The organism is Micromonospora sp. NPDC048835 (assembly GCF_040649995.1).
Classification (GTDB): Bacteria; Actinomycetota; Actinomycetes; order Mycobacteriales; family Micromonosporaceae; genus Micromonospora.
Genome location: NZ_JBEZGM010000006.1, coordinates 215,603 through 232,769 on the forward strand (window position 1 = coordinate 215,603; position 17,167 = coordinate 232,769).

Sequence of the window (17,167 nt, forward strand, 5' to 3'; positions counted from 1 at the left end):
AGGAGGACCGATGCCCAGCTACTTCTCCCCCGGCATCTACGTCGAGGAGGTCCCCAGCGGCGCCCGACCGATCGGGCCGGCGAGCACCAGCATCGCCGCCTTCGTCGGCGTCGCCCCGGACCGCTCCGCCCACCTGGGCAAGGCGGTGCCGGTCAACAACTGGACGGAGTTCCTGCGGCTCTTCGCCGGCGGGGAGCGGGTGGAGAGCACCCCGCTGGCCCGGGCGGTCTTCGGCTTCCTGGACAACGGGGGCGCCCGCTGCTGGGTGGTCAACGTCGGCGAGGGTGGCGCGATCACCGGCACCGGGCAGCGGCGCGGAGGTCTGCAACTGCTGGAGGCCGTCGACGAGATCTCCATCGTCGCCGCACCCGGCTTCCACGACCCGGTGTCCCACGAGGCGCTGCTCAGCATGGCCGAGCGCACCCGCACCATGGTCGCGATCTGCGACCCGGCGCCGGACATCGACGACATCTCCGCGTTGACCCGGGTCGCCACGCCGTCCTCCGGCAAACCCCCCAAACCCGCCGAGGGTACGGGCGGCGGCGCGGCCGGCGGTTCCGGCGGCGGCTCGGCCCAGCCGGGCGGCTCCGGCGGCCACGACGGGCCCGCCTACCGGCCCCGGCAGTCCGAGTTCGGCGCGTTCTACTACCCCTGGCTACGAGTACGCGACCCGATCAGCGGCGAGTTGGAACTCACCCCGCCGAGCGGGCACCTGGCCGGCATCTGGGCCCGCACCGACGCCCTGCGCGGGGTGCACAAGGCCCCGGCCAACGAGCCCGTACGCGGCGCCGTCGACCTGGGCTACCTGGTCACCCGACCGGAACACGACGTACTCAACCCCAAGGGCGTCAACGTGATTCGCTACTTCGCCGGGGAGGGCATCCGGGTGTGGGGGGCGCGGACGCTCGCCGCCGAGGCCAGCGAGTGGCGCTACCTCAACGTGCGACGCCTCAGCATCTCCATCGAGCAGGCCATCGCCAACGGCACCCGGTGGATGGTGTTCGAACCCAACGACTTCACCCTGTGGCGTTCGATCCGGCGTGACATCGGGGCTTTCCTCACCCGCGTGTGGCGCGACGGCGCGCTGCTGGGGCGCAGCCCCGAGGAGGCGTTCTTCGTCAAGTGCGACGAGGAGACCAACCCGCCGGACGTCCGCGACGCGGGCATGGTGATCGCCCACATCGGCATCGCTGTCGTCAAGCCGGCCGAGTTCGTGGTGTTCAAGCTGAGCCAGTGGGCCGGCGGCACCGAGACCGAGACGATCGGAGGCTGACATGCCCACCACCGCCACCCCGCAGCCCGGGGCCCCGGCCGACCCGTACCGGGCGTACAACTTCCGACTGCTCATCAACGGCGTCACCAACGGCCACTTCACCGAGATGACCGGGTTGGAGGTGAACATTCCCGGTCAGCCGTACCGGGAGCACGGCCTGGGTCGGATGCGGATGGTGCCCGGCCAGGCCGAGTACGAGCCGGTGACGTTGCACTTCGGCCTCACCGCCTCGCGCGAGCTGTGGGACTGGGTGAACGCCACCGCCCAGGGCACCCTCAACCGGCGCAACGTGTCGGTGGTGCTGCTCGACTCGGTCGGGACGGCCGAGGTGCTGCGCTGGAACCTGATCGAGGCGTGGCCGACCCAGTGGCGCGGCGCGCACCTCAACACCCTCAGCCACGAGATCGCGATCGCCTCGTTGACCCTGCGCTACGAACGCCTGGAGTTGGAGGCCGGTGGTGCCACCGCGCCAGCACCCGCGTAGCTGGCTGGCCGGCCGGTTGCGTTCGGCGGCCGGCGCGGTACAGCGCCTCGCCGGGCGGGTCGAGCCCGCCGGGCACCTTCCGCAGCAGCCACCGTCGGCGACGCCGGTGGCCACACCACGCCGGTTCGGGGAACCTCCGCAGCACTGGTTGGACCTGGTCGCCGCCCACGCTCCCGGTCTCCTGCACGACCTCGCCCTCGACCCGTCCCCGGCCGACAACGCCGAGGACCGGGCCCGGGGCGGGCTGCCGGGTCGGGTCGACGCCGTTGGCACGGACCCCACCGTGGACGGGAGGTTCGGCAGCGGTGGCAGCTTCGGCGTTCCCGCCGACCCGAGCGGCACGGGCGGGGCACCCGGGCGCGCTCCGGACACCGGCGGCGCTCGCGGGACCGCCGGGCGGGGAGCGGTTGTGAGCGGGTACGACGCGCCGACCAGGTCACCTGTCCGCAGCCGGTCGGGCCGTCCGTCGCAGGTCGGTGACCCGCCCGGTGGCGGCGAGGTCGGTGACCCTTCCCGTGGCGGCGAGGTCGGTGACCCTTCCGGTGGCAGCGCCCGGGGGTCCACCCGAGAGCGGGTGCCCCCGGCGGCCGGGCCGGCGGCGGCGACCCGGTCGGCCGGGACGACCTCGCCGGCGGGACCGGGCGCGGCGGTGCCCGGGGTACGGCCGGCCGCCCCTGCCCACGGCACAGCCGGCCACACCGCAGCCGCCGACACCAGTGCCGACGCGAGCAGGCTCGGCCGGCCCGGTGGCTCCCCGCCACCGATCCGCTCGATGGTCTTCGGGTCACCCGGCCCGGCGACCGGCCAACCTCGTCGGCCGGAGGCCGGACCCAGCCCGCGCCCGCCGCTCGGTCCACAGCGCTCCGGCGACGTCGACCACGGCGTGCGGCGGGCCACGGACCCGTCCCCCGCAGGACCGGCCGCTGACCGCCGCTCCGCTGGCCGCGACGGATTCCGGGGCGACTCCGACGGTCCGTCCCGACTCGCAGGGGACCGGCGCGACCGGCGCGACAGTGCGCCGAGCGGGGACCTGTGGTCGCGAGCGGACGCGGCGACGGGTCCGGCATCGCACGGACGCGCGGCCCGGTCGAACCCGGGCAGGCGCGCGGATCCCTGGACCGGCTGGAGCGCGGTGCGGGCCGAGGACACGGCGGCCTCCGGGCGCGTCGTGGACGGTGGGCCCTGGCTGGCCCTCCCCGGTGAGCCGGCACGACTCCCCGGCGCGTCACACGGCACCAGGACGACGGTGACCGACGGCGGACGGGCGGCGGGCACCGACGCACCGCGGCCGGTCGTGCCGTCGAGGGGCGTCGACCCGTGGCCGGCGCTGCCCGACGACAGCGTGCTGTGGTCGGTCGCCGGGGCCGCACTGGACACCGCCCAGTCGACCCGACTGGACCAGGAACAGGCGGGCGGCTGATGGAGCGCGTCGCCTTCCTCATCGACTCGTCAGGCGTCCGGGTGGACTGCCTGCTCAACCCGGAGACCGTGCAGGTGACCCGGCTGGCCGGCGTACGCCAACGGGGTGCCGGTGGTGGGCAGCTCACCGGGTCCGGCCTGGCCGACGACCCGCTCGTCTTCACCGGTGGCGGCCGGACCGAGCTGGTGCTCGACCTGCTCTTCGACGTCGACTTCGTGGAGGCGCAGGTGCGGCCGACCGACGTCCGGGTGCTCACCCGTCCGCTGTGGATGCTCGCGGAGAACTCCGCAGTCGAGCACGGCTGGCTGCGACCGCCACTGGTCCGGCTGGTCTGGGGCAAGACCTGGAACGTACCCGGGGTGATCATCGCGGTGGCGGAACGCTTCGACGCGTTCACCGGCACCGGGTCGCCGCGGCGGTCCTGGCTGCGGCTGAAGCTGGTCCGCGCCGCCGAGACGGCCGATCAGGCCGAGGCCGGCTTCGCCGAGGAGCTGGCCGCCGCCAGCACCCCGACCGCCGCGCCGGGCAGCGCGGTGATCGCCGCCGGTGACGGCGCGGCCGAGCCGGGCCGCTCCGGTGTGCGTTTCGACCTGCTGGCCAACGACGCGCTCGGCTCGCCGCTGCGCTGGCGGCTGCTGGCCGAGCACAACCGGATCACCGACCCCCTCGCGGTTCCGGCCGGCACCACCCTCGCCGTTCCACCGGCCGCCGGCACCGGGGTCGGCGCGACAGTCGGCGGCGCGGTGACCGGGTTGGCGCAGGCGGTGGCCGGTGCGGTGGGGCCGGCATACGCGGGCTCCTCGGTCGGCGGCCCGGCGTGGGCCACGACAAGCTCGGGTCCGCCCGGGTCCGGCGACAGTGGAGGTACGCCGTGACGAGCATCGCGCCCCGGGCGTTGACAATCCTGCTCGACGGCGCCGAACTGGTCGGCGCGGCACGCGAGCGGGTCCGCTCGCTGCGGGTGGCGGCCCGCCTCGACCAGCCCACCCAGGCCGAACTGGTGCTCGCCACAGGCGCCGGGACCGCCGCGTTCGACCCGGCGGTGCGCCCCGGCACGACACTCGACGTCCGGCTCGCCGACCACGCGGACGCCCTGTTCACCGGGGAGGTCACCTGTGTGGAGGTGGAGTACGCCGCCGACGGGGCTGCGGTGCTGCGGCTGCGGGCGTACGACCCGCTGCACCGGCTGCGCAAGCGGCAGGGGTTGCGGGTCTTCACGTCGGTGACCGCTGTCGAGCTGGCCAGTGAGCTGTGCGGCGCGGTGGGGCTTGCGGTGACCGCCGAGGTCGACGGCCCCCGGTTGGAGCGGTTGCTCCAGCACCGGCACAGCGACCTGGAGCTGCTGCGTGAGGTGGCCGGCCGGGCCGGGCTGCACCTGGCCGCCGACGGTGACGCCGTGCGGCTGGTCACCCTGGCCGGTTACGGGGAGCCGGTGACGCTGACGCTCGGCAGGGAGGTGCACTCCCTGCGGCTGTCCACGAACACCGACCAGGCAAGTGGTGCCAGCGCGGCGCTGGGCTGGCACCCGCAGCGGGCCGAGGTGATCAGCCAGCAGGCCGACGAGGCGCGCTGCGGCCGACCCGCCGACGACCGCCCGGACCCGGCCGACGTGGGGGCCGACAATGTGCGTACCGCCGTGGACCAGCCCGGCCGCAGCGACGACGAGTTGGCGGCGCTGGCCCAGGCCCGGCTGGACACCAGGGCGGCCACGCTGGTCACGGCCGAGGGGGTCGCCGAGGGCGATCCGGCGCTGCGGCCGGGCCGCCGCATCGACCTCGGCGGGGTGCCTGACCCGGTGCGCGGGGCGTACGTGCTGACCGAGGTGGTGCACACGGTGGACGGCAACGGACACCTGACCCGCTTCTCCACGGTGCCGCCGGTCAACTCCACGCCCCCGACCGGCGGCGCGGTGGTCACCCTCGGCACCGTCACCGACGTCGCCGACCCGGACGGGCTCGGTCGGGTCCGGTTGGCCCTGCCGGCGTACGGGGACCTGGACGCGGGCTGGCTCGCCGTGCTCTGCCCCGGGGCCGGGCCGGGCAAGGGTCTGGTGGCGCTCCCCGACCCGGACGACACCGTGCTGGTGGTGCTGCCCGGTGGCGAGCCGGCGTCGGGGATCGTGCTCGGTTCGCTGTTCGGCGCCGTCGAGCCGTACGACGCGGGCATCGACGACGGAAGGGCCCGCCGCTGGACGATGCGCACCTCCGGCGGGCAGTCGATAGTCGTCGACGACGTGCGGCGCAGCCTGCGGCTGGCCACCGAGGACGGCAGCTTCCTGGAGTTGACCCCCGACCTGGCCACCCTGCACGCGGCCTCCGACCTGGTGATCTCCGCACCCGGCCGGGCCATGGTGGTGCGCGCCCGCAGCGTGGACTTCCTGCACGCCGACTCGACCGAGGACCCGACCACCGCGGCGGAGCAGGCCCGAACGCTCGCCCGCGCCCACCACCAAGGAGGCGGCTGATGCGCTGGATCCACCGTGACTCCGTGATCACCTGCGACCACGACGGCCGGGTCGAGAACCAACCATCGCGGCAGTGGGTGACCGTCACCGGCGTCCCCGTGCTCGTCGACGACGACCCGGAGGGACGAAAGATCGTCGCCTGCCCGAACTACGGCCCGACCATCAAGCCGTGCACGAAGACGCTCACCGTCCGGGTCGGCTACAGCGACTGGGTCCGCGTCGACGGGCACCGGGTGGTGTTGTCGCACCTGGAGGGGTTCACCAACGGCACACCGCCGGGGCTGGTCAAGCACACCGTGCGCGACCCCCGCCAGCAGTTCCTGGGGGCGGACCGGTGAGGGCCTTCCGCTTCGTCGGCGCCGGCTTCGACGCCGGCCGGACCGGCGGGTTGGCGGTCACCGCCGCCGGTGGCCTGGCGATGACCGAGGGCGACGAGAGCGTACGCCAGGCGCTGTTCCTGCTGTTGTCGACCACGCCTGGCGAGCGGCTGATGCGACCCGGGTACGGCTCCCGGCTGCACCGGTTGGTCTTCGCGCCCAACGACGACACCACCGCTGGTCTGGCCATCCACTACGTCCGGCAGGCCATCGCCAGGTGGGAGCCCCGGGTCGAGGTGATCGACGTGGACGCCGGGCCGGACCCGGACGACGCGTGGCGGTTGGTGATCCGGTTGGACTACCGAGTGCGGGCCAGTCTGACCCCCGGGCAACTGGTCTTCTCCGTGGACCTGCTCCCCATCGACGAGCCCGCTCAGGGAGGAGCGTCATGACGCTGCCCGTGCCGCACCTGGACGATCGCGGCTTCCTCGACCTGGTCACCGAGGCCCGGGAACGGATCCGGCAGTCCTGCCCGGCGTGGACCGACCTGTCGGCGCACGACCCCGGGATGGCGCTTGTCGAGACGTTCGCCCACCTCACCGAGGTGATGATCTACCGGTTGAACCAGTTGCCGGAGAAGGCCTACGTCTCGTTCCTGAACCTGCTCGGGGTCACCCGGCACGCGCCGACCGCGGCCTGGGCGGACGTGCGCTTCACCCGCACCGGCACCGACCGCGGTGCGGTGCGTATCCCGGCCGGGCTGCGGGTCGCCGCGGCCCGGGGCGCGGACCCCCGGCCGGTCGTGTTCGTCACCACCGAGCCGGCGCTGCTGCCCGCCGACGAGACGTCGGTGACGGTACGGATGCACCAGTGCGAACCCGTCGAGGCGGAGCTGCTCGGGGTGGGCACCGGCCAGCCGGGGCAGGTGCTGCGCGCCGCGCACGCGCCGCTGACGCACACCGCCGAGGCACTGGACCTGCTGCTCGGGGTGGAGGTGCCGACCGGCACCGTCGAGCTGGGCGCGGCGGCCCGCGAGCACGACGGCCGCACGTTCGAGATCTGGCAGCCGGTGGAGAGCTTCGCCGGGCTCGGCCCGCAGGCCAAGGCGTACCTGGTCGACCGCTGCTCGGGCACCGTCACCTTCGCCCCGGCCCTCGACCTGCGCCCCGCCGCCGGGGCGACCCGGCACGACGAGGTCCCGGCCGACACCGACCCACCGGCCGCACCACCGGTGACCGTCGCGGCCGTGCCGCCGGCCGGACGGCAGGTCCGACTCTGGTACCGCGCCGGTGGCGGGCCCACCGGCAACGTGGCGACGGGCACGCTGACCAACCTGCGCGACCCACTACCCGGGGTACGCGTCGACAACCCCGCCCCGGCGGCCGGCGGCCGGGACATGGAGACGCTGGAGTCGGTGCTGCTGCGCGGCCCCTACGAGTTCTTCGCCCAGCAGCGCGCGGTCACCGCCCGCGACTTCGAGATCCTCGCGACCAGTTCCGGCGCGGTGGCGCGGGCGCGGGCGTTCACCCGCGCGGCGGTGTACAGCTTCGCCCGGCCGGGCGAGGTGGAGGTGGTGCTGGTGCCGTACGTGCCGGAGGCGGCCCGTCCGGGCGGCCGGCTGCCGGTGGCGGTGCTGCGCGAGCACGAGGTGCCCGAGGCCCGCCACCGGGTCGAGGCGGACCTGGAGGAACGCCGGATGGTCGGCATCCGCTCCCGGGCCACCTGGGCACGGTTCAAGGCGGTGTCGGTACGCGCCCGGGTGGTGGTGCGCCGCGAGGAGGACGTGGACGCCGTCCGCCGCCGCATCCACGACCGGCTGCACCAGACGTTGAGCCCACTGCCCACCGCGCTCAACCCGACCGGCTGGCCGTTCGGCGAGCCGCTGCGGGCGTCGAACGTGTACCGGCTGCTGGAGCACGCCGAGCCGGGCGTGCGCTACGTCGAGTCGGTGCGGTTCGTTGTCGACGAGGCGCCCGACGCGAACGTCCGCGCCCTCGCCACGGACCAGTACCAGCCGCGCACCTGGTACGCCGGGCGGGGCCCGGTGCTGTTCCGCTCCAGCAACGGCGGCGCCGGTTGGGAGCCGGCCGGACGCTTCGACGACGAGACGGTGGTGCGGGTGGCGCCCGCGCCCGCGCCGGTGCGGCCGGGCATCGTCGCGCGTGCCGGCTCGGTGGCGGTGGTGACGCTGCGCGCCTCGGGCGGCTCCCGGGTGCACCTGAGCACCGACCTGGGTGAGACGTGGTCGCTCCTCACCGACCTGGACGCACGGATCTCCGACGTGGCCTGGCTGGACCGCGACGGCGCGGGCGCGCTGCTGGTGGCCACCGACGCCGGCCTGTACGAGGTGTCGCTGCTGCCCGGGGCGGTGCCGTTGCAGATCCTGGTGGACCCGTCCGACGCCGACCGGGGCTTCTACGCGGTCCGCACGTTCGTCTCCGAACGGGGCGCACCGGGGGTGGCGGTGGCGGCGCAGGCGAGCTTCGGGGTGTACCTGTCGACCAGCGGCGGCCGACCCGGCAGCTTCAGCCACGTCGGTTTGGCCAACGTGGACAACCGGGTCCTCGCCGTGCAGTACGACGGCCCGGCCACCCTGCTGTGGAGCGGCGCGGGCGAGCCGGACCCGAAGAAGCCCGGCCAGGGCTGCCACCGCACCCGGCTGTTCGAGTCCGACGTGAAGTGGCAGTCGATGCAGTCCGGGTGGATCGGCGGCACCTGCCGGGACCTCGCGTTCGCCGGCCAGCAGGCGGTGGCGGCCACGCAGAGCGGCGGGGTGCTGCGGCTGGACACCCTGGCCGCCCAGCCGCAGTGGCTGGCGGTGTCGGTCAACTGCGGGTTGCCGCTGCGGGACCGGACCCGGTTCGTGCCTGTCGACGCCATCGCGGTGAGCGGCCCGACGGGCGGCGGCGCGCCGACCGGAGGCACCGGCGGCACGGGCGGAGGCACCGGCGCGACGGAGCGGCTGATCCTGGCCAGCGGCGAACGCGGCGTACACCGCAGCGCCGACGCCGTCACCTGGACGCCAAGCGCCAACCAGGCCACCGCCGACGTGGTGACCGTTCCGGATACCTGGCTGCTCTGCTCCGGCGAGCACGACATCGAGGTGGTGCGCCAGGATGCGACGCTCGGCGATTGAACGGCTGCTGCCCGCCGCCTACCAGCGGGCCTGCGTGCCGGGCAGCGTGCTCTGGGCGCTGCTCGACGTGATGGAGGGGCTGCACGCCCCGGACGAGGCGATCCTCGCCGAGGTGGACGCCCTGTTCGACCCGTACCGGGCACCGGACGCGCTCGTGGTGCGGTTGACCCGCTGGGTGGCGATGGACCACGTGGTGGCCTCGCCGCGGCCGGACGCCCCGCTGCCGCTGCCGGTGGGTCGGCTGCGCGACCTGGTGGCCAACGCCGCCCTGCTGGCCCGCTGGCGCGGCACCCCGTACGGGCTCCGCCGGGCCCTGGAGCTGGCCACCGGGATGTCGGGCTTCACCATCGACGAACCCGCCGAGCAGCCTTTCCACGTCGTGGTACGGGTGCCGGCCGCCGCCGCCGGTCAGCTCGCCGTGATCACCCGCATCGTCGAGGCGGAGAAACCCGCCTCGGCCACCGTCGAGATCGTCCTGACAGAGGAGCCGTCATGACCACCGAGTGGGCGGTCGTCGCCGCCGCCGAACAGTTCACCCTCGACCCGCGCAACAGCGGCGAGTTGACCTTCACCGTCTCCAACCCGGGCAACGCGCCGGACACGGTGGTGTTCGACGTGGCGCCCGGTGACGGCTCCCAGCGGGCGTGGTTCACCGTGGCCGAGCCGCAACGGGTGGTACCCGGCCAGGGCTCGGTGTCGTTCCTGGTCAAGCTCGCCGTACCGGCCGGAACCCCGCCCCGGCGCTATGACATGACCGGGTTCGCGTACTCGGCCAACACGGCGCCGGAGGAGAGTTCGCGCTCCAGCGGCCGGGTCACCTACGAGGTGCGGGCGGTGGCGCCGCCACGGCGTACCCCGTGGTTGTGGATCGCCGCCGCGGCGGCGTTGGTGCTCGTGGTGGTCGCCGTCGGGGTGGTGTTGCTGACCCGCGACGGCGACCCGGTCCCCGGCGAGCCGCGGGTGGTCACCGTCGAGGCGGAGAGTCTGGTGCCGAGCGCGGTGGTGGAGTCTCCGAAGAAGAGCGGGGCAAAGGTGGAGGAGCAACCCAACTGCTGTGAGGTGACCTGGTCCGGCGACAAGCAGCTGTTCTTCCAGGGGTTGGCGATCGGCGACAGGGTCACCGTGACGGTGCAGATCCCGGCCGACGGCACCTGGCGTTTCGCGACGGTACGCACCACCTCCCTCGACTACGCCAACACCGTCTTCACCATCGATGGTCAACAGGTCGGCGGGACGTTCCTCGGCTTCACGCCGACGGTGCGCAAGACCGAGTTCCTGGACGTCGGCACGGTCCAGCTCAGCAAGGGCCCGCACCAGGTGGCGTTGCTCGTGGTCGGCAAGACGCAGGGCACGAACCGCTACTTCGCGGGTGTCGACGAGATCCGGTTCACCGAGATCGTGGCGCAGGCCGTGGCGCGATGAGTGGTCGGCAGAAGGCGCTGCTGGGGCTCCTCGCCGTCCTGCTGGTGGGGCTCTTCGTGGTCGCGGTCAGCGCGGGCCGCGACGACCGGGGTGACCCGGGGGCCCGGCACGGGTTCGTCGACAGGTTGGGCGCGCTCGGCGGCGAACGCTCCGCGGTGGATCCGGCGACGGTCAGCGCGGACTGCGCCGACGAGACGGGCCGGCTGGAGTTCAGCGGCACCTGCGTGGTGCGGGTCGCGGACCCCGGTGGGCTGCGCACCCTGGTACTGCGCAGCGCGGCACGGTTCACCGTCGTCGCCCCGGCGCCCGGCGACGCCGACCTCACCATCCGCGACGAGGTCGAGCCGGCCGAGGACGGCACCGGCGCGGTGGCGAAGGTCGCCGTGGACCAGGCCGCCGAGGTCGGCCTCACCTGCCCTGGCCTGGGCGGCTGCACGGTCGTCGTGGCCACGTCCTGAACCGACAGGGATCGAGAGGAAGGGGCCGCCGTGGGTGACCTGCGCAAGCCGTTCCTGCTGATGGCCATGCTCGCCATCGTCCTGGCGATCGGGGTGGAGCTGGGCGCCGGGCTGCTGCTCGGCGGCGCCGACGCCGGCGCGGCGCTCGCGGACAGCGCCGGCTCGCTCGACGTGGAGATCGACGACGTGTCCGGGGTCAGCGAACCGTCCGGTCGGGGCACCGGCTACCTGGCGTTGATCGACGCGGTGGCGGTCTGGAGCACCGGGCTGTTCTGCCTGGGCCTGCTGCTGCCCGAGCGTGTCCAGGGTCGGGTGCAGGGTGTGGCCAGCCTGATCTTCTCGATAATCCTGATCATCGTCGGGCTCGTCGCGTTGGTCATCGCGTTCGTCGAGCTGATGATCATGGTGTCGCTCTTCCTGGCCGTCCCGTTCGGAACGCTCGCGTACCTGGCCCTGTGGGGGTTCTTCCCGGTCGGCGAGGCGGCGGTGCTGCTCGGGCTGGTGCTGCTGCTCAAGCTGGTCTGGGCCGGAATGCTGGTGCTGGCCCAGCCGCGGTTCCTACAGAACAAGGGCCTCGTCCTGCTGATCCTCACCACCCTGCTGTGCACGGTGGTGCTGGAGTTCCTGCACAACCTGGTGCCGGTGATCCTGGTCAGCATCGTCGACGACGTGGCGGCGCTGGTCTTCGCCATCATCGCGATCATCTGGGGGCTGGTGCTGCTGATCGGCTCCATCCCCGCGATCGTCAAGGCCATCCGAGTAACCGCCGCCCTCCCGTCCCGCTGACCCCCGGTCGCCCCTGCCCCACCCCCGGGTGGGGGGACCATGACGTTTGCGGTATCGGCAGCGGTCGGGTGGATTGTCCGTGACCCTGACGGCGTGGACGAGACGCCGGGGCGTGACGCCGTGGAGCTGCGCGTACACGGCATCTCCGGCGTCACCGCCGAACGGATTCTCGACCACCCGGTCGTGGTCCGGGTCGCCGGGGACACGCACGCGGGCTTCTTCCGCCCCCGCGTCTCGCTGTTGACCTACGGCTCACCGCTGCGGCGCACCTACGCACGGCTCTACCCGGCGTACCTCGGGCCGCAGGTGCTGCACGACCTGGGCGGGCGGATCGGGTGGCGGTGGCGCAACCTGTGGCGCGACACCGACCCGATCGGTCGGCCGGTGTTCCCTCCGGGCCCGGACGGAGCACCGCCGGGCGTCGACGTCGACGTCCGACTGCGTGACCCCCGCAGCCTGACCATCGACCCGGCGGACACCGTGCCGCCGCCGATCGAAGGGCACTGGCCGCACCACACCCAGGCCGTGTACCAGGCGGCGATCCACGAGCTGACCGACCGATCCGGCTGACCGCAGGACCGGTGCGGAGGTCACGGCACCGCCGCGACCAGGGCCGCCACCGCGTCCCGGTCGAGGGTTCCGTCGACCACCCACACCCGGTAGCGGCCGTGCCGGCTCCCGCCGACCGGCAGCACCGCCGGACGGTCGAACGCGAACGCCACACAGACCCCCGGATACATCCCGGTCCGCACGAACCACCTGTCCCCGTGGCCAAGACCCGCGAAGACCAGGGTGTACGCCCCGCCGCCCGACCCGACGCCGGTCAGCGCGAGCCACGGCGCCGCGCTGCCGTTGACCGTCTCCTCCCCGGCCGCGTCGGCGGTGAACACCTCCGGCTCGCCGTCGGCGACGGCCCGCCAGAAGAACCCGCCGTAGCCGGCCCCACCCGGGCGACCGTTGGTGGCCGGGCTACCCAGGTACACCTCCCGGTCGTCCGGGGCGACGAGGACGGACTCCAGGTCGAGCCGCCAGACGTCCGGTGCGAGCACCGACGCGGCGAGCCACCTGCGCTCGGTCAGCAGGACCTGACCGGCCCGGTCGCGCCACTGGAGATCATGCGCGTACCGGCCCGGGGACCGCTCGACCTCGCCGGTGTGGGCGATGACGCCGTGGTCGTCGCGCCAGGTGTAGCCGACGTCGCGCACGTAGGTGCGGCCACCCCAGAGGTTGCTGCCGTTGACGTCCTGCACCGCGAGCGAGGCGCCGAGGTGCCACACGTGGTCGGCGGGGAGCGCGTCGGTGACCACCGTTCCGCCGAGGGTGCGTACCGGATGCAGGTACGGTCGCGGCCCGTGCCGCGCGTCGAGCGCCGGGTCGAGCACGTACTCGGCCACCTCGGTGGCCCCGACGGTCAGCCGCACCGGCTCCCCCGCCCCGGTCACGGCAGCTCCCCGACGACGGCCGGGGCCGGTCGGCGGACGGTCGGGTCGGCGGGCCCCCGCTGGCCGGTGGTGGGGTGGGCCGAGACCGGCCGGCGGACGGTGACGGCGTGCAGGGCGGCCATGGTGTAGCCGGCGAGGATCGGCACCGCGACCGGGGTGACCAGGGCGGCGAGCAGCCCGGCCAGCGCGACGACCCCGGTGAGCGCGGCCCAGCGGATGGGCGCGTCGAGGCAGGCGCGGGCGGCGGACCGGGCGCAGGCCCGCCACCGCCCGCCCCCGTTGCCGCCCACCTCGACGACGACAAGCCCGGCGTACCCGACCAGGCTGGCCGCGATCAACGCCGTCGCCAGCAGCGCCACCGTGCCGCCCGGCACCCGGCCGGTGGCCAGCGCGGCCAGGTCGGCGGCGAGCAGCCCGGTCACGGTGAGCGCGAGCAGGCTCACCGGCAGACCTGGCAGCAGCGAGCGCCCGAACCGGCGCACGGTCGTGCCCGCCGACGGCCAACTGCCGGTGCGCGTCCAGTCGTGCAGCGCCGCACTGGCCGTGCCGACCGCCGCGGCGGCGCTGAGCAGGGGGGCCGCCGCGAGGGTCAGCAGGATGCCGAGCAGCGCCAGGTCGGCGGCGTCGCGGGCGACGTCGCGCCAGTCCCGTCGCCCGCCGGTGTCGTCGGGTTCGGCGGGTTCGGCCCGCGATGTCGGTTCAGCCCTTGATGCCACTGGTGTTGATCCCCTCGACGAGCATCCGCTGGAACGCGACGAAGAACAGGAAGACCGGCAGCAGGGACAGCACCGACATGGCGAACATCGGGCCGACCGCGCTCTGACTCGTCGAGTCGATGAACAGGGTCAGTGCCACGGGCACGGTGTAGTCCTCCAGTTGGGACAGGAAGACCAGTTGGCGGAAGAAGTCGTTCCAGGTCCAGATGAACGAGAAGATCGCCGTGGTGACGAGCGCCGGGCGGCTCAGCGGCAGGATGATGTGCCGGAAGATGCCGAACGGGCCGGCCCCGTCGATGCGGGCCGCCTCGTCCAGTTCCCGGGGAACCCCGCGCATGAACTGCACCATGAGGAAGACGAAGAACGCCTCGGTGGCCAGGAACTGCGGAATGAGCAACGGCAGGTACGGCCAGTCGCCGCCGACCAGCCCGAGCGTCCGGAAGAGGATGTACTGCGGCACGATCAGCACGTGCTGGGGCAGCAGCAGCGTGCCGATCATGACGGCGAACCACATGCCGCGCAGTCGGAACCGCAGCCGGGCGAAGGCGTACGCGGCCAGCAGGCAGGAGAGCCCGTTGCCGACGACGGTGAGCAGGCTGACCATGACGCTGTTGAGGAAGAACCGACCGAAGCTGACGTCGAAGTTGGACCAACCGGCGGTGTAGTTGCCCGGGGTGAACCGCTCGGGCAGCAGCCCGACGTTGTTGACGATCTCCTCCTGGGACTTCAGCGAGGTGCCCACCATCCAGATCAGCGGGTAGAGCACCACGGCGACGATCGCCACCAGGATCAGCAGTCGCAGCACGGGTCGTCCGCCGGGCCGGCGACGCGCGGTCGGCGGCGCTGCGGTCGGCGCGTCGGCCGTCGGGGTCGCCGTCACCATCACCGGTCCTCCCCGTCGGAGTAGTGCACCCAGAACCGCCCGGTGCTGAAGAAGATCGCGGTGATGACCGCGATGGCGAGCAGGAACACCCAGGCCATCGCCGAGGCGTAGCCCATGTTGAGGTCGGTGAAGCCGGTGATGTAGAGGTTCAGCGTGTACATCAGGGTGGAGTCGACCGGGCCGCCGGTGCCGTTGCTGAGCACGAACGCGGCGGTGAAGCCCTGGAAGCCGTTGATGGTCTCCAGCACCAGGTTGAAGAAGATGACCGGGGAGAGCATCGGCAGGGTGACGTTGCGGAACTGACTGAACCGGCCGGCCCCGTCGACCGAGGCGGCCTCGTACAACTCGGTGGGCACCTGCTTGAGCCCGGCCAGGAAGATCACCATCGGTGCGCCGAACTGCCAGATGGCAAGCACCATCAGGGTTTCCAGGGCCCAGTCGGGGTCGTTGACCCACGGTTTGCCGGTGATGCCGAAGACGCTCAGCAGCGAGTTGAACGCGCCGTCACGGTTGAACATGTTGACCCAGACGATGGCGAGCGCCACGCTGCCGCCGAGCAGGGACGGCAGGTAGAACAGGCCGCGGAACAGCCCGACGCCGCGCCAGGCGCGGTTGAGCAGCAGCGCCACGCCGAGCGCCGCGGCCAGCTTCAGGGGTACGGCGACGAGCGCGAAGGTCAGTGTCACCCGCACCGCGTGCCAGTACGACGGGTCGGCGGTGAACATCCGCTCGTAGTTGGCCAGCCCCACCCACCGCACCTCGGAGAAGGGGGTGAGGATGTCGTAGTCGGTGAAGCTCAGGTAGAGCGACAGCAGCATGGGGATCGCCGTGACACCCATCAGGCCGATGAGCCACGGCGACAGGAAGACGTACCCCGCCAGACCCTCGCTGTGCCGGAAGCGTCCGGGCCCACGCCTTTCGGTGTGGGCCCGGGCTGCTCCGCGGCCGCGTCGGGTCGGGTCGGGCGCCGTGGTCAACGCCACGAACAGCTCCTCTCCTCGCCTCGCGGGGCGGTCAGGCGATTGCGGACTTGCACGCCTCGACGAACTGGGCGGCGGCCTCGGCGGGGGTGGCCCGGCCGTACTGCGCGTTCTCGGCGGCCTTGACCAGCTCGGACTTCACCTTGCTGTGCCCCTTGATCGGCACCTGCGGCGACTCGCCGAACTTCTGGGTCAGCTCCGCCTCGACGGCGATGGACTGCTTCATGGCCGGGTCGGTGGTGTCGTCGCTGACCACCCGGCGCAGGTCCAGGTTGGAGGGCAGGCCGCGGTCGGTGCCGAGCAGCTTGACCACCTCCAGGTCGTTGTTCAGGAAGTTGATCACGTCGACGGCGACGTCCCGGTGCTTGCTGCCCTTGAACACCGACCAGTACATCGAGGCCCGCGCCCACTGCGCGCTGGGGTCACCGGGGTACGCGATCACACCCAGCTCGTCCTTGGTGTTCTTCTTCAGGTCCGGCATCTGGTTGGCCCAGACCCAGGAGGTCGCGGACTTGCCGGTGACCACCAACTGCTTGGTGACGTCGCTGGAGTTGCCCTCGTGGATGACGTCGGCGGTCGGGGTGGCCTTGCGGTCCCGGGCGCCCTTCCACAGGTCGAACCACGCGGTCACGTCCTCGGCGGTGAACCCCAGCTCGTTGCCCTTGTAGAGGTCCTTGCCCTGTTGGCGCAGCCAGACCCAGAGCGCCTTGTAGTCGGCGCTCGGGTCCTGGGTGCCGGGCACCTTGGTCTTGGCGGTGACCTGCTCGGCCCAGGCGATGTGCTGCTCCCAGCTCATCCCCGTGGTCGGCTCGGGCAGGTTGTGCGTGGTCAGCAGCGTCTTGTTGTAGACCAGGCCCTGGGTGTTCTCCCCGGCGGCCAGGCCGGCGAGCTTGCCGTCGACCACGCCGTACTGCCAGAGGCTCTTGGGGAACTTGGAGGTGTCCAGCTTTCCGGACTCCTGGTACGGCGTCAGGTCGAGCGTGGTGTTGCGGGCCGCGTACTCGGCGAGGTAGTTGTCGTCGATCTGGAACAGGTCGGGCGGGTTGCCGCCGGCGGTGAGGGTGGCCAACTTGTCGAAGTAGCCCTGGTTGGCCTGCCAGGTCTTCTCGAAGGTCACGTTCGGGTGCTTCCTGGTGTAGAGGGCCAGCGCGTCCTCGGTCAGCTTGGCCCGGGCGTCGCCGCCCCACCAGAAGATGGACAGCTTGACCGGCGCGTTCGGGTCGGCGGCGCCGCCGTCGTCCCCGCAGGCGGCGGCACCGAACATCAGCGGTGCGGCAACCGTCACGGCGAGCAGGCCACGCAGCAGGTGCCGCCGGGGCAGCGGGGTACGGTGGGCGCGCCCGGCGGGCGCGTCAGTGGTGGGGGGCGTTGCGGGGTGCATGTGCG

The 17,167-nt window shown here is 73.1% G+C and carries 18 protein-coding genes; 13 read left to right on the top strand and 5 right to left on the bottom strand.

From position 1 onward, the window contains the following. Positions 1–10: 10 nt before the first annotated feature. From AB0C15_RS10295 to AB0C15_RS10355, 13 genes are all read left to right on the top strand, one after another. Positions 11–1,273, top strand: coding sequence for a phage tail sheath subtilisin-like domain-containing protein (locus AB0C15_RS10295; RefSeq protein ID WP_357350728.1), 1,263 nt, complete (start codon positions 11–13; stop codon positions 1,271–1,273). 1 nt (position 1,274) lies between these two features. Then, entirely contained in the window at positions 1,275–1,757 is a 483-nt protein-coding gene (locus tag AB0C15_RS10300; protein WP_357350730.1) for a phage tail protein, read from the top strand. Beyond that, complete coding sequence (locus tag AB0C15_RS10305) at positions 1,732–3,177, top strand: hypothetical protein (RefSeq protein ID WP_357350732.1); 1,446 nt, start codon at positions 1,732–1,734, stop codon at positions 3,175–3,177. Before AB0C15_RS10300 ends, AB0C15_RS10305 begins: the two co-directional genes overlap by 26 nt. Next, positions 3,177–4,052 (top strand): hypothetical protein, encoded by an 876-nt coding sequence (locus tag AB0C15_RS10310; RefSeq protein WP_357350734.1) that lies wholly within the window; start codon positions 3,177–3,179, stop codon positions 4,050–4,052. Before AB0C15_RS10305 ends, AB0C15_RS10310 begins: the two co-directional genes overlap by 1 nt. Then, the gene (locus AB0C15_RS10315) at positions 4,049–5,641 is read left to right on the top strand and encodes a contractile injection system protein, VgrG/Pvc8 family (RefSeq protein WP_357350736.1); all 1,593 of its coding nucleotides are present in this window, start codon (positions 4,049–4,051) and stop codon (positions 5,639–5,641) included. Before AB0C15_RS10310 ends, AB0C15_RS10315 begins: the two co-directional genes overlap by 4 nt. Then, positions 5,641–5,979: a hypothetical protein gene (locus AB0C15_RS10320; protein ID WP_357350738.1), complete on the top strand. Its 339-nt coding sequence runs from the start codon at positions 5,641–5,643 to the stop codon at positions 5,977–5,979. Before AB0C15_RS10315 ends, AB0C15_RS10320 begins: the two co-directional genes overlap by 1 nt. Continuing rightward, positions 5,976–6,410: a GPW/gp25 family protein gene (locus AB0C15_RS10325; protein WP_357350740.1), complete on the top strand. Its 435-nt coding sequence runs from the start codon at positions 5,976–5,978 to the stop codon at positions 6,408–6,410. Before AB0C15_RS10320 ends, AB0C15_RS10325 begins: the two co-directional genes overlap by 4 nt. Beyond that, positions 6,407–9,094 carry a putative baseplate assembly protein gene (locus AB0C15_RS10330; protein ID WP_357350742.1) on the top strand — a complete coding sequence of 896 codons (2,688 nt, stop codon included), beginning with the start codon at positions 6,407–6,409 and terminating at the stop codon, positions 9,092–9,094. Before AB0C15_RS10325 ends, AB0C15_RS10330 begins: the two co-directional genes overlap by 4 nt. Beyond that, positions 9,075–9,590, top strand: a complete 516-nt coding sequence (locus AB0C15_RS10335; RefSeq protein ID WP_357350744.1) for a phage tail protein — start codon at positions 9,075–9,077, stop codon at positions 9,588–9,590. Before AB0C15_RS10330 ends, AB0C15_RS10335 begins: the two co-directional genes overlap by 20 nt. Beyond that, on the top strand, positions 9,587–10,516 hold the full coding sequence (locus AB0C15_RS10340) for a hypothetical protein (RefSeq protein WP_357350746.1): 930 nt from the start codon (positions 9,587–9,589) through the stop codon (positions 10,514–10,516). Before AB0C15_RS10335 ends, AB0C15_RS10340 begins: the two co-directional genes overlap by 4 nt. Beyond that, positions 10,513–10,974: a hypothetical protein gene (locus AB0C15_RS10345; RefSeq protein WP_357350748.1), complete on the top strand. Its 462-nt coding sequence runs from the start codon at positions 10,513–10,515 to the stop codon at positions 10,972–10,974. The genes AB0C15_RS10340 and AB0C15_RS10345 overlap by 4 nt, the downstream gene beginning before the upstream one ends. Before the next feature lie 30 nt (positions 10,975–11,004). Next, positions 11,005–11,760 (top strand): hypothetical protein, encoded by a 756-nt coding sequence (locus AB0C15_RS10350; protein ID WP_357350749.1) that lies wholly within the window; start codon positions 11,005–11,007, stop codon positions 11,758–11,760. 93 nt (positions 11,761–11,853) lie between these two features. Next, complete coding sequence (locus AB0C15_RS10355; RefSeq protein ID WP_357350751.1) at positions 11,854–12,330, top strand: hypothetical protein; 477 nt, start codon at positions 11,854–11,856, stop codon at positions 12,328–12,330. Positions 12,331–12,350: 20 nt separating this feature from the next. Here AB0C15_RS10355 and AB0C15_RS10360 read toward each other — a convergent pair whose 3' ends face one another. From AB0C15_RS10360 to AB0C15_RS10380, 5 genes are read right to left on the bottom strand one after another with little or no spacing between them, the layout of a single operon-like run. Then, positions 12,351–13,202: a PmoA family protein gene (locus AB0C15_RS10360; protein ID WP_357350753.1), complete on the bottom strand. Its 852-nt coding sequence runs from the start codon at positions 13,200–13,202 to the stop codon at positions 12,351–12,353. Then, the gene (locus tag AB0C15_RS10365) at positions 13,199–13,918 is read right to left on the bottom strand and encodes a hypothetical protein (RefSeq protein ID WP_357350755.1); all 720 of its coding nucleotides are present in this window, start codon (positions 13,916–13,918) and stop codon (positions 13,199–13,201) included. The genes AB0C15_RS10360 and AB0C15_RS10365 overlap by 4 nt, the downstream gene beginning before the upstream one ends. Beyond that, a complete protein-coding gene (locus AB0C15_RS10370) occupies positions 13,902–14,801 on the bottom strand; it encodes a carbohydrate ABC transporter permease (protein WP_357350757.1) in 900 nt (299 codons plus the stop codon). The genes AB0C15_RS10365 and AB0C15_RS10370 overlap by 17 nt, the downstream gene beginning before the upstream one ends. Further along, complete coding sequence (locus AB0C15_RS10375) at positions 14,801–15,784, bottom strand: sugar ABC transporter permease (protein WP_357350759.1); 984 nt, start codon at positions 15,782–15,784, stop codon at positions 14,801–14,803. Before AB0C15_RS10375 ends, AB0C15_RS10370 begins: the two co-directional genes overlap by 1 nt. A 31-nt stretch (positions 15,785–15,815) precedes the next feature. After that, on the bottom strand, positions 15,816–17,162 hold the full coding sequence (locus tag AB0C15_RS10380; RefSeq protein ID WP_357350761.1) for an extracellular solute-binding protein: 1,347 nt from the start codon (positions 17,160–17,162) through the stop codon (positions 15,816–15,818). Between the last annotated feature and the right edge of the window lie 5 nt (positions 17,163–17,167).